A 12622-nucleotide genomic window follows, 5' to 3' on the forward strand; every position below is an offset into this window, starting at 1 on the left:
TTTAATTTGTAGAAAGATAGAACACCATGTTAAAGAAAAATGAAATTGTAACCGTTGAGATTGTTGATTTGACCCACGAAGGAGCAGGAGTGGCTAAGGTAGATGGCCTGGTCTTTTTTGTGGAGAATGCCCTGCCTGGAGAAATCATCCGCATGCGCGTGCTCAAGGTCAATAAAAAGATCGGCTACGGAAAAGTAGAGGAGTACCTAGAAAAATCCTCTCACCGCAATGAAGAACTGGACCTGGCTTACTTGCGAAGCGGTATTGCCGACTTGGGGCACCTAGCTTATCCAGAGCAGCTAAAATTCAAGGCCAAACAGGTCAAGGATAGCCTCTACAAGATGGCAGGAATCTCTGATATCGAAGTGCCCCTGACTTTGGGGATGGATCATCCCGTCCAGTATCGCAACAAGGCCCAGGTCCCTGTCCGTCGTGTCAATGGTCAGGTGGAGACAGGTTTCTTTCGCAAGAACTCTCATGATTTGATGCCGATTGAAGACTTCTATATCCAAGATCCAGTCATTGACCAAGTGGTCTTGGCACTTCGGGATTTGATTCGTCGGTTTGACCTCAAGCCTTATGATGAAAAGGAACAATCTGGCTTGATTCGCAATCTGGTCGTCCGTCGTGGCCACCATTCTGGAGAAATTATGGTCATTTTGGTGACAACTCGTCCCAAGGTTTTCCGTGTGGACCAGTTGATCGAGCAGTTGATCAAGCAATTCCCAGCCATCAAATCTGTTATGCAAAATATCAACGATCAGAATACCAATGCCATTTTTGGAAAAGAATGGCGGCTTCTCTATGGTCAAGATTACATTACCGACCAAATGTTGGGCAATAGCTTCCAAATCTCTGGACCCGCCTTTTACCAGGTCAATACTGAAATGGCAGAAAAGCTTTATCAAACAGCCATTGACTTTGCGGAGTTAAGAGAAGACGATGTGGTCATTGATGCCTACTCCGGAATTGGGACCATTGGCTTATCAGTTGCCAAGCATGTCAAAGAAGTCTATGGAGTGGAGGTCATCCCAGAAGCGGTAGAGAATAGCCAGAAGAATGCTAGCTTAAACTGCATCACCAATGCCCATTATGTCTGTGACACAGCTGAAAATGCCATGAAGAATTGGCTCAAGGAAGGCACCCAACCAACTGCTATCCTAGTCGACCCACCACGCAAGGGCTTGACAGAAAGCTTCATCAAAGCCAGTGCCCAAACAGGCGCTGACCGCATCGCTTATATCTCCTGTAATGTGGCTACTATGGCGCGTGATATCAAACTCTACCAAGAGTTGGGCTATAAATTGAAGAAAGTCCAGCCGGTGGATCTATTTCCGCAGACGCACCACGTGGAGTGTGTTGCTCTGCTCGTAAAAGCCTAGAAACCTTTGAACGAAAGGGATAATGAAAAGCCTTGAAACCAAGGCTTTTTGCTTTATGGTGGGGAAGTGTCAGAGTGAGTAATTTTTTGGAGGGAGTAGAAGTGATAGCTAGAAATTATCAGTTTCTATTTCCATTTACACTGTGGGTACGTGTTTGTTTCCATTGACAAGGAGTTTGTGGGAATAGATACATCCCCACCTTGTTTGAATCAAGTGAAGTGTAGTTGAAGGAAAGCTGTTGAAAGGAATACTGCATTTTACCGAATAAGTAATAATTTAGGCAACTTCAAATCGTTTTTAAAAAAACTATTTTAAAGGTCAAGAGTAGACAAAAATTGTCCACTCTTTTTTGTAAACTCAATTTATCAATAAATGAAATGAGGGAATGTAAAATGAAATATTTTGAGGTTGAGTTAGAAAATCCTGATGAATTTTTAAAACTACAAACAGAAGATTTTGTGAAAGCTAATCGCTTGCTACTAAGGAAGATAATCCAGAGCGTTACAGTCTATGAAGAACACTTCGTCATATCCTTTAAATCTGGCATCGAATTGGAAGTATGAGACTCATTCCATAACTTTTATATTGAACATATCATCTTGTTGTGTTATACTATAAATTGATATAAACAAAGATGTAGGAGGAACCGAAACTATGACAGCCTCAATGCGTTTAAGATAAGCTGGCAATAAAAAAAGCAGAATCTATACCCAATGATAGGCTTTTTTGTTGTGCTTATTTATACGATATTGAGCATTCATTAGTTACGGTGAGGATATTGGTTATTTAACTATACCTTTATTTAACTATGTCTTTAATATGAATGTTTCCAAATTGTATGTATGCAGACCAAAAGCCACATTGTGGGGTTTGGCCTGCATTTTTTATTGCCTAGAATGCTATTCAAAATAGAAATTCAAGCAAAATAATATGCAGGAGATAATATAAATGGAAAAATACAACAATTGGAAACGAAAATTTTATGCAATATGGGCAGGGCAAGCAGTATCATTAATCACTAGTGCCATCCTGCAAATGGCGATTATTTTTTACCTTACAGAAAAAACAGGATCTGCGATGGTCTTGTCTATGGCTTCATTAGTAGGTTTTTTACCCTATGCGATTTTGGGACCTGCCATTGGTGTGCTAGTGGATCGTCATGATAGGAAGAAGATAATGATTGGTGCCGATTTAATTATCGCAGCAGCTGGTGCAGTGCTTGCTATTGTTGCATTCTGTATGGAGCTACCTGTCTGGATGATTATGATAGTATTGTTTATCCGTAGCATTGGAACAGCTTTTCATACCCCAGCACTCAATGCGGTTACACCACTTTTAGTACCAGAAGAACAGCTAACGAAATGCGCAGGCTATAGTCAGTCTTTGCAGTCTATAAGCTATATTGTTAGTCCGGCAGTTGCAGCACTCTTATACTCCGTTTGGGATTTAAATGCTATTATTGCCATCGACGTATTGGGTGCTGTGATTGCATCTATTACGGTAGCAATTGTACGTATACCTAAGCTGGGTAATCAAGTGCAAAGTTTAGAACCAAATTTCATAAGAGAGATGAAAGAAGGAGTTGTGGTTCTAAGACAAAACAAAGGATTGTTTGCCTTATTACTCTTAGGAACACTATATACTTTTGTTTATATGCCAATCAATGCACTATTTCCTTTAATAAGCATGGAACACTTTAATGGAACGCCTGTGCATATTTCTATTACGGAAATTTCCTTTGCATTTGGGATGCTAGCAGGAGGCTTATTATTAGGAAGATTAGGGGGCTTCGAAAAGCATGTATTACTAATAACAAGTTCATTTTTTATAATGGGGACCAGTTTAGCCGTTTCGGGAATACTTCCTCCAAATGGATTTGTAATATTTGTAGTTTGCTGTGCAATAATGGGGCTTTCGGTGCCATTTTATAGCGGTGTGCAAACAGCTCTTTTTCAGGAGAAAATTAAGCCTGAATATTTAGGACGTGTATTTTCTTTGACCGGAAGTATCATGTCACTTGCTATGCCAATTGGGTTAATTCTTTCTGGATTCTTTGCTGATAAAATCGGTGTAAATCATTGGTTTTTACTATCAGGTATTTTAATTATTGGCATTGCTATAGTTTGCCAAATGATAACTGAGGTTAGAAAATTAGATTTAAAATAAACAATATTGGAGGAATATTTATGTATCTTATTTTCATGTAACTCTTCCTGCTAAAATCGCAGGGTTTTCCCTGCATACAAGCAAATGAAAGCATGCGATTATAGACAGGAGGAAATGTTATGGAATTAATATTAAAAGCAAAAGACATTCGTGTGGAATTCAAAGGACGCGATGTTTTAGATATAAATGAATTAGAAGTATATGATTATGACCGTATTGGTTTAGTAGGAGCAAATGGTGCTGGAAAAAGCACTTTACTCAGGGTACTTTTAGGAGAATTAACTCCCCCAGGATGTAAAATGAATCGTCTGGGTGAACTTGCCTATATTCCCCAGTTGGACGAAGTAACTCTGCAGGAGGAAAAAGATTTTGCACTTGTAGGCAAGCTAGGTGTTGAGCAATTAAATATACAGACTATGAGCGGTGGTGAAGAAACAAGGCTTAAAATAGCACAGGCCTTATCGGCACAGGTTCATGGTATTTTAGCGGATGAACCTACGAGCCATTTAGACCGTGAAGGAATTGATTTTCTAATAGGACAGCTAAAATATTTTACAGGTGCACTGTTAGTTATTAGCCATGACCGCTATTTTCTTGATGAAATAGTAGATAAAATATGGGAACTGAAAGATGGCAAAATCACTGAGTATTGGGGAAACTATTCTGATTATCTTCGTCAGAAAGAGGAAGAACGTAAGAGCCAAGCTGCAGAATACGAACAATTTATTGCGGAACGTGCCCGATTGGAAAGGGCTGCGGAGGAAAAGCGAAAACAGGCTCGTAAAATAGAACAGAAGGCAAAAGGTTCTTCAAAGAAAAAAAGTACTGAAGACGGAGGGCGTTTAGCTCATCAAAAATCAATAGGAAGTAAGGAAAAAAAGATGTATAATGCTGCTAAAACCCTAGAGCACAGGATTGCGGCCTTAGGAAAAGTAGAAGCTCCGGAAGGCATTCGCAGAATTCGTTTCAGGCAAAGTAAAGCATTGGAGCTCCATAATCCATACCCTATAGTCGGTGCAGAAATTAATAAAGTATTTGGGGATAAGGCACTGTTTGAAAATGCATCTTTTCAAATTCCGTTAGGAGCAAAAGTGGCGTTAACTGGTGGTAATGGAATCGGAAAAACAACTTTAATCCAAATGATCTTAAACCATGAAGAAGGAATTTCTATTTCGCCTAAGGCAAAAATAGGTTACTTTGCACAGAATGGTTACAAGTACAACAGTAATCAGAATGTTATGGAGTTTATGCAGAAGGATTGTGACTACAATATATCAGAAATTCGTTCAGTGCTAGCATCTATGGGGTTCAAACAGAACGATATTGGAAAAAGTTTATCTGTTTTAAGCGGTGGAGAAATTATAAAATTGTTGCTTGCTAAAATGCTCATGGGTAGATATAACATCCTAATAATGGATGAACCCAGTAACTTCCTTGACATACCAAGTTTAGAGGCTTTGGAAATACTAATGAAGGAGTACACCGGAACTATCGTGTTTATCACCCACGATAAACGATTACTCGAAAATGTAGCAGATGTAGTTTATGAAATTAGAGATAAGAAAATAAATCTGAAACATTAAATTTAAGGTAGTCGCTGGTCAGTATAGTCTGTTCTGGTTGGCGACTCCATTGTTAAAGAGTATAAAGACTTTAGATTTTATGAATATTAAAAATAGGAACAGTCAATTGAACTGCTCCTATTTTTCTGCTAAATATATTGTAGTTTTCTTATATGTATAATGATAGATTAGTGGATTCTCTTCTAAGGTTCTTACTTCAAATATGAAGAAGTGATCGCGGTTATCTTTGGACTTTTCCTTATTGAGGACAAAGTAATTCTTATGTGAAGTCGCCATTGTTTTGAGGATATCATCCGTCAGGAAGGTTAATGGAATATTCATGTTAGAGTAGCGGTAGAAGTCACGTTCAAAATCTTGGTAGCTCTCGCTATAATAGTCCATTTGTAGGTGATTACGCTGAAACTCAAGCTGATTCATAAAGTGCATCCTCAACAAGTTCAATACTCATAATATCTTTCAATTTCAAATTGATGTGACCTGTTGTAGTTTTTATCAAGATAAAATCCTTATTCAGACTTGGTATTGTTCCAGTGTAGGAAACACGCTTGTTTTTTTCAATCACTTGAATGCGCGTGTGTAGCTGCCCAGCGTATACTTGACTGAGGAGTAATAATTTCTTCTCCATTAATAAATCTGACATGTACGTTATGAGATGTGTCAGGTATTGGATAGCATTACAATTTCAGAAGATGGGCAGATAAGTGTAAAATTTTTAGAGGAGACAGATGTAGATTTATAGAGTAAATAATGGCTGTAACGACAGTGAGAAACCATTGTGGTTACAGCCATTTTTTGCTTTTTGTGGTAAAATATAGATAAAGACTTTATTAGAATAGTTTCGTTCAAAAGTATAATCCTAAATCTGACCAACTTTATTTCGTTCTATAGTATAGAAGGAAGCGATCACCACATGTAGAGTGTGTATCTCTGCTCGTAAAAGACTAGAACCCCTTGAACAAAAGGGATTATGAAAAGCCTTGGTTTCAAGGCTTTTTGTTTATACTCAAATAAAAAACTTGACATTATTAGTTTCGTCCACTACAATAGAAGTTACATACCGTTGGTATGATAGAAAGGGACTGGAATGGCAAGAAATAGAAACTCTCATGAAACTAGAAAAAAAATACTAGAGGTCTCTAAAAATTTATTTTTAGAAAAAGGATTTGATAATACGTCAATACAAGATATCATAGATGGGTTAGGTGGATTAACAAAAGGTGTTATCTATCATCATTTTGAGTCTAAATACGATATACTGCAAACAATCATTAGCGAAAATAATCAAGAAATTTTAAATTATAATTGGAGAGGAAATACTGGGTTAGAAAAGATACAAAATTCTTTGATGGACTCTTTCTCTAATTTTGAACACCAAAGGCTCGTTTACTCTGCCTCAATCATGCTTAGAAGTCCACGTTTGTTAGGAGAGCAGTATCTAGGTCTATTTTCTGATTTTTTACCCGAAATTAGAGAAAAAGTTTACGAAGGAGTTGAAGATGGGTCTATTAAAACAGAATATCCAGAAGAGCTAGCAGATTTAATTGTTTTAACTCTAAATATTTGGATTGGTTTTCAAATTTCCGTTTTTTCATTAGTAGAATTAAAGCGCAAAATGAATTTCATTAAACTTACTTTTGAAGGTCTAGGGGTACAGTTAATTTCTGATGAAATGATGGAGGTGATTTTCAACTTATTTGATCACTTAAAAAAATAGTAAATAAGTCGTCGCATGACATTCTTGTTAATACTAATTTCTATTTATGTATTATCAATTGAATAAACTATATTACATAATTTATAATTTAAAAATAACACACTTAAAGTGTGTTATTAAAAATCCACTATACATACCGCAGGTATGTTTATTTTTCAGTGTCTCCATACCGATAGTATGTATGGTGTAATTGTCTGAAAAATAAGCTAATTTTTAAATATTTGTTGAGATTAGTTTGAATAGTTTACTCTTTATTTACACTTTGGAGGAAAGAATCTATGTTATCGCTTATTAAAATTGAATTAAATAAAATTTCTAAACCTAAATTATTTTTAGCCTGGTTGTGTACTATTTTTATAGTGTTAGGCATTACAGCAATCATTATTATGGGTTTAGGTACTGACAATAAACTAGGAGAATTCGCTGGTCAGGATTCTAATGTTATTAGAGTTACTGGTAAATGGGAAGGCTGGGCAATTGTAGCTTCATTGTTTTCATCTTTATTTACAAAAGCAGCATTTTTGATTTTCGAATCTTATTTATTATCTACGATTATCATTGATGAATTTAAACGAAGAACAATTTTTCAGTTGTTTTCTTACCCTATTTCTAAAATAAAGTTACTATGGGGAAAAATTCTTTTAGTCATCCTAATATCATTTATTGCCCATTTTTCTGCACATTTAGTTATTCAAATATTCATTAGATTCATGGCTGTTGTAACTGAATCTAGTTGTATCCCTGTAGCTAATCAATTAATTAACTTAGCTGGAATTACGTTTGGAACAGTACTAATAGGGTTATTACCATTTGTTTTAGGTATGATTAAGCATTCAACAGCTATAACAATGCTTACAGGACTTGGTTTAGCAGCATTACTTTCGAATGCCAGTCCAGGAAGTTTATCTAATAATATTGCTGATAACTTATTCTTTTTGATATTTGCAAGTTTCATAAGTTTAATGATTACTTCATTTTCAATTTATAATATTTCAAGACAAGATATTAGTATCAAGTAGCATAGCTGAATTTAATTGAAGGAATGTGATAATTCCTTGATGATTTCTATAAAAAAAGAGGCTGTATAAGTTGGTATTTATGCTCCAGGAGAAAAATTCTTTCATTTAAAGCTGGATATAGAAAGAGAGATAGAAATGAGAAATATTGTTGAAATAAAAGAAGTTTTTAAAACAATTGATAAAGAAGAAATTTTAAGTGGTATCAACCTTCAAATTGCTGAAGGAGAAATCTATGGTTTTTTAGGACCGAACGGTGCTGGAAAAACAACGTTAATGAAATGTATGTTAACCTTATCAACAATTACATCAGGTAGTATTGAAATTTTTGGGAAAAATCTACAAGAACACAGAGAAGAAATCCTAAGTCAGATTGGAAGTATTATTGAATCACCAATTTTTTATGATAATTGCACTGCAAAAGAAATTTTGGAAATTCACGCTCAGTATATGGGGAAAAATATTATTGAATCAGATATAAAAAAAGCCTTAAGAATGGTCGGCTTAAAAAATACGACTAAAAAAGTAAAAGATTTTTCGTTAGGAATGAGGCAAAGGCTTGGTTTAGCTCGTGCCTTTCTAACAAAACCTAAATTGTTAATTTTAGATGAGCCAATCAATGGTTTAGATCCAATAGGGATTCAAGAAATTCGAAATCTTTTGTTGTCGCTTTCTAAGGAGCATGGAATTACTATTCTAATATCGAGTCATATATTATCGGAAATTTCACAGATAGCAGATAAAATTGGCTTTATCAAAAATGGAGAAATTGTAGAACAGGTTTCTATGAAAGAGATTAGGAGAGAGAATATTGACTTAGAAGAATATTTTATGTCACATTTTCTAAATGAAATTAAGAATTATGAGGTAGATTAAGGATGAAACAATTGATAAAGAACCATCAGAAGGCTTTTTATGCTTTCATGATATTTAATATACTGGTCCCTTTAACTAATATTGCTTTTGCTTATTCTATTAAAGGTATTATTGATAGTGGCATGTCCCAAAATAAAGAAGCCTTAACTCAAGCGGTACTAGTAGGAGCTACTGTTATTTTCATCTATGCAGCACTCAACTTTATATCTCTTCGATTGAGAAATAAACTTGTTAGGCAAATCATGTCAAGATACAAAAACAAGGTGTTCCAATCTATTTTAGATAGGGATTATAGAGACTTTTCTAAAGAAAAATCAGGGAAATTTATTTCCGTATTAACCGAAAATATGAAGAAAATTGAGCAAGATTATCTATACCAGTATTTTAATATTTCAAAAAACCTTTCCTTAATGATTTTTTCACTTCTAGCTATGTTTATAGGTAATTGGTTTTTGACCTTATTAGTTATCATTGCTAGCATCATTCCGATGATGATTTCAGGATTTATTGGACAAAAATCAGCCTCTTTACAAAATAGAGCTATGGTTGCCGATCAGAAGTATTTAGCTAAGGTTAAAGATATTTTAGCAGGATTTCTTGTTATTAAAAGTTTTAATGTGAAAGATGCTATCTGTGAGGATTATAGTCATGAAAGTGAAAAATTTGATGAAATAAATTTTATAAAAGGGAAATTTGATGTTTTAGCTAATGTTATTTCGCAGCTTTCAGGGATGATTGTTTTTTTGGTAGCCTTTGGTGGAGGAATGTATCTTGTTTTTAATGGCCATACCACAATTGGAAGTGTAACAGCTATTGTTCAACTGGTCAATTTTGTAGTAATGCCACTAAATGAAGTTGGCATGGGAGTGAGTAAATTCCGTGAAGGTCAGGCAACACTAGATGCATTTGAGGTAAAAGATGTAAGCGAACTTCAGACTGGTGAAACGAAAGAAAATTTCGATGATGTTATTTCTTTTTCAAATATAGACTTTTCTTACCCTAATACTGAAGAAAATATTTTTAACCATTTATCTTTAAAGATTCAAAAAGGGGAAAAAATTGCAATTGTAGGAATGTCAGGTAGTGGGAAATCAACTTTGCTCAATCTATTGCTGCGTTTTTACGATGTAACAAGTGGACATATTTCAATTGATAATCAGGATATACAAGCTATTTCAGCAGAGAGTCTTTATAACTTAATGACTATTGTTCAACAAGACGTTTATATCTTTGATGATACTTTAAGAGCAAATATTACACTTAATCAGTCCTTCACTGATGAGGAAATAAATCAAGCTGTACAGCAGTCAGGTTTAGAAAATTATGTTTTAGAAAATGAATCTGGTCTACAAGATTTATGTGGAGAGAATGGTTCAAATCTATCTGGCGGACAAAAACAAAGGCTTAGTATTGCGCGTGCCTTGATTCGAAAAACACCAATCTTATTATTGGATGAGGCTACTTCATCTTTGGATAATCAAGTAACTACTGAAATTGAAAGTTCAATCTTGGATATTGAAAAATTGACTGCACTTGTAGTAACCCACAAGTTGAATGAAAACATTTTGAAAAGATACGATAGAATTCTCTTTATGAAATCAGGCGTCATTGTTGAAGATGGTTCTTTTGGTGACTTGATGGATAAGAGAGGTGAGTTTTATAAGTTGTTTGAGTTGAGTGTGTAATTCTCTTTCGTTTTATAGTATAATTTTACAATGCACTCTATCACTTTTGTTCTATAATATAGAAGTTTGCTATCACGACACGTTGAGTGTGTTGCTTTGCTGGTAAAATCGTAAAAACCTCAGAATGTACCAATAATGAAAAGCCTTGATTGTAAGGCTTTTTTTGTGTTTTTGTGATAGAATATAGGTAGTTATAATCGACAGCAAGTAAGAAACAGTAAAAAAATTTTATACGTAGAATAATCAAGATTAGGAAAAAAATGACAGAAATTGACAAAAAGAATTTAAAAAATTATCTTTATTGTACATTTGGAATTACTTATATAGCTTGGGGAATTCTTACCATCTTTACGCAATCTCATATTTTGGGATTAGAAACATTTATAGGGAGAATGTTACATATAGTAGGTGCACTTGGTCCAGCTATTGCAAGTGGCTTTTATTTGAAAAGGAATAATATAAAATTTAAACAATTTTTATTTAGTAAGAAAGAAAATAGTAGTATTTATTTCATTATTCATCTGTTAGCAATTTTGATACTATTTTCTGTATCTTCCTTAGAATTAAACGGAGTATCCATTTATCTGATGCCATTATTCTTTATACAACTAATTTTTTTTGGTGGTGGACATGAAGAATTAGGATGGAGAGGAATATTACAGCCGTTACTTGATAAAAAATATACTTATTGGCAATCTAATTTGATTGTAGGATCAATCTGGGGAATTTGGCATCTGCCTTTATGGTTTATAGTTGGAGAAAGTCATCAAGGATTTCCTTTTATTTTATTTTTTATATATACATTATTTTTAAGTTTTGTTTTAGGGCTTCTTTACCGTCAAACGAAATCTGTGGGATACTGTATAATATTTCATGCGTTCGCAAATTTGTTAAATCTCTATTTTGTGTTAAAAATTAATGTTATTTTTATTATCATTTTTATTGCTTATTTAATTTATACAATATTGGCGAGTAATAGAATTAGTAAGGAAAAGAGTTTGTATCCAAAATAACTGGATATACTCTAGAAAATGAAGATGATTTTGTTCAAGGGAATAAAGTAGAAATAACGAACATTTAGATGAAAGGTTTAGAGTAAATATGAGTCTCTTATTTGAAGAATTTAAAACCATTTGTTTCCATTTAAATCGAGTCGGAATTACACCGACACTGATGGGTTCTTTGGGATTGGAGTTTAGAACGAAAGAAAATTGGGGGCCGTCTGACATTGACATTCATGTACCTGGTGACCCTAGAGGTTGGGAAGCACCTGATCATCTCAGAATTTATGACTGGTTCAAGATAATGAAAGTGATGAAAGACTTAGGCTACGTCTTAATAGATATTCATGAGCATGAATTCCAAAAGGATAGAGTGAGTGTTGAATTTGGAAGTATCGATTCCTTACTTGATTTTGCAGGAGTTTCGGAATCGGATATAGAGCTTATTCACATTGAAGGCATCACTTTTCGTCTTCCAAGTCTGGAGCAGTATCTAAGTATTTACAAAGCTTCTTCTCAAGACTCCTATCGAAATGATCACAATAACAATAAGGATTTTAAAAAGATCGAGTGGCTGGAAAGACATTTGTAAATTATCATATGAAAAGTAGTAAGTTGTAGGAATGGCTGCTATGTTATTTTATCTTCAATTTTATTGGTCATTTAATTTATACTATATTGGCTAGTAATAGAATTAGTAATGAAAAGCAGGTGGAAAAACTGTAAAAGAGCCACAGGTACTTTTCTGGGGTGAATATCACGCATATTTTTCGGATTTAGATGGATATTATTGGGAAGTTTCTTGGGGACCCAATTTTCAATTTGATGAAAATGGACTATTGAAATTTTAGTAATTAAGGGAGATAGCAAAAATGGCTTCAAGTAAAGAATATTTAGATTTCATTTTAGAACAATTGTCCGAGTTGGAAGAAATATCATATAGAGCAATGATGGGTGAGTATATAATTTATTATCGAGGGAAAATCATAGGTGGAATTTATGATGATAGATTTTTAGTGAAGCCTGTCAAATCTGCAATTGCGTATATGCCGAATGTAGAATACGAATTGCCGTATGAAGGTGCAAAGGAAATGCTATTGGTAGATGATGTTGACAACAAAGAATATTTAACCGGCTTATTTAATTCAATGTATGATGAGTTACCTACACCAAAACCAAAGAAAAAGAAATAATAAAAT

Annotated in this window: 13 protein-coding genes; 11 read left to right on the forward strand and 2 right to left on the reverse strand. The window is 34.3% G+C overall.

Annotation, left to right across the window (positions count from 1 at the left end):
• The first annotated feature begins 26 nt into the window (after positions 1-26).
• The 4 genes from rlmD to msr(D) all read left to right on the forward strand — a co-directional run bounded on the left by rlmD (position 27) and on the right by msr(D) (position 5131).
• Complete coding sequence (gene rlmD, locus ADH27_RS07065; RefSeq protein ID WP_048716976.1) at positions 27-1382, forward strand: 23S rRNA (uracil(1939)-C(5))-methyltransferase RlmD; 1356 nt, start codon at positions 27-29, stop codon at positions 1380-1382.
• Between the two features lie 392 nt (positions 1383-1774).
• Complete coding sequence (locus ADH27_RS07070) at positions 1775-1945, forward strand: hypothetical protein (protein WP_002941306.1); 171 nt, start codon at positions 1775-1777, stop codon at positions 1943-1945.
• A gap of 385 nt (positions 1946-2330) precedes the next feature.
• Positions 2331-3548 carry a macrolide efflux MFS transporter Mef(A) gene (gene mef(A) / locus ADH27_RS07075; RefSeq protein ID WP_024052921.1) on the forward strand — a complete coding sequence of 406 codons (1218 nt, stop codon included), beginning with the start codon at positions 2331-2333 and terminating at the stop codon, positions 3546-3548.
• Positions 3549-3667: 119 nt separating this feature from the next.
• Positions 3668-5131, forward strand: a complete 1464-nt coding sequence (gene msr(D), locus ADH27_RS07080) for an ABC-F type ribosomal protection protein Msr(D) (RefSeq protein WP_000420313.1) — start codon at positions 3668-3670, stop codon at positions 5129-5131.
• Between the two features lie 117 nt (positions 5132-5248).
• Here the strand turns inward: msr(D) and ADH27_RS07085 are convergent, their stop codons facing one another.
• Together ADH27_RS07085 and ADH27_RS07090 are read right to left on the reverse strand one after the other, a co-directional pair.
• Complete coding sequence (locus ADH27_RS07085) at positions 5249-5548, reverse strand: DUF5960 family protein (RefSeq protein ID WP_048716980.1); 300 nt, start codon at positions 5546-5548, stop codon at positions 5249-5251.
• Positions 5535-5801: a hypothetical protein gene (locus ADH27_RS07090; RefSeq protein WP_048716982.1), complete on the reverse strand. Its 267-nt coding sequence runs from the start codon at positions 5799-5801 to the stop codon at positions 5535-5537. The genes ADH27_RS07085 and ADH27_RS07090 overlap by 14 nt, the downstream gene beginning before the upstream one ends.
• 414 nt (positions 5802-6215) lie before the next feature.
• Here ADH27_RS07090 and ADH27_RS07095 point away from each other — a divergent pair, with 414 nt between their 5' ends.
• The 7 genes from ADH27_RS07095 to ADH27_RS07125 all read left to right on the forward strand — a co-directional run bounded on the left by ADH27_RS07095 (position 6216) and on the right by ADH27_RS07125 (position 12616).
• Positions 6216-6845, forward strand: coding sequence for a TetR/AcrR family transcriptional regulator (locus ADH27_RS07095; RefSeq protein WP_002890498.1), 630 nt, complete (start codon positions 6216-6218; stop codon positions 6843-6845).
• Positions 6846-7123: 278 nt separating this feature from the next.
• Positions 7124-7864 carry an ABC transporter permease gene (locus ADH27_RS07100; RefSeq protein ID WP_000949747.1) on the forward strand — a complete coding sequence of 247 codons (741 nt, stop codon included), beginning with the start codon at positions 7124-7126 and terminating at the stop codon, positions 7862-7864.
• A 135-nt stretch (positions 7865-7999) separates the two neighbouring features.
• Positions 8000-8737: an ABC transporter ATP-binding protein gene (locus ADH27_RS07105; protein WP_001244586.1), complete on the forward strand. Its 738-nt coding sequence runs from the start codon at positions 8000-8002 to the stop codon at positions 8735-8737.
• A 2-nt stretch (positions 8738-8739) separates the two neighbouring features.
• Positions 8740-10422, forward strand: a complete 1683-nt coding sequence (locus ADH27_RS07110) for an ABC transporter ATP-binding protein (RefSeq protein ID WP_021153048.1) — start codon at positions 8740-8742, stop codon at positions 10420-10422.
• A gap of 260 nt (positions 10423-10682) precedes the next feature.
• The gene (locus tag ADH27_RS07115; RefSeq protein WP_021153049.1) at positions 10683-11435 is read left to right on the forward strand and encodes a CPBP family intramembrane glutamic endopeptidase; all 753 of its coding nucleotides are present in this window, start codon (positions 10683-10685) and stop codon (positions 11433-11435) included.
• A gap of 88 nt (positions 11436-11523) precedes the next feature.
• Complete coding sequence (locus ADH27_RS07120; protein WP_042766118.1) at positions 11524-12015, forward strand: phosphoribosylanthranilate isomerase; 492 nt, start codon at positions 11524-11526, stop codon at positions 12013-12015.
• Positions 12016-12295: 280 nt separating this feature from the next.
• The gene (locus tag ADH27_RS07125) at positions 12296-12616 is read left to right on the forward strand and encodes a TfoX/Sxy family protein (protein WP_009730799.1); all 321 of its coding nucleotides are present in this window, start codon (positions 12296-12298) and stop codon (positions 12614-12616) included.
• Positions 12617-12622: the final 6 nt, after the last annotated feature.

It is taken from the genome of Streptococcus sp. 343_SSPC, from assembly GCF_001072385.1.
In the GTDB taxonomy this organism is placed as follows: Bacteria; Bacillota; Bacilli; order Lactobacillales; family Streptococcaceae; genus Streptococcus.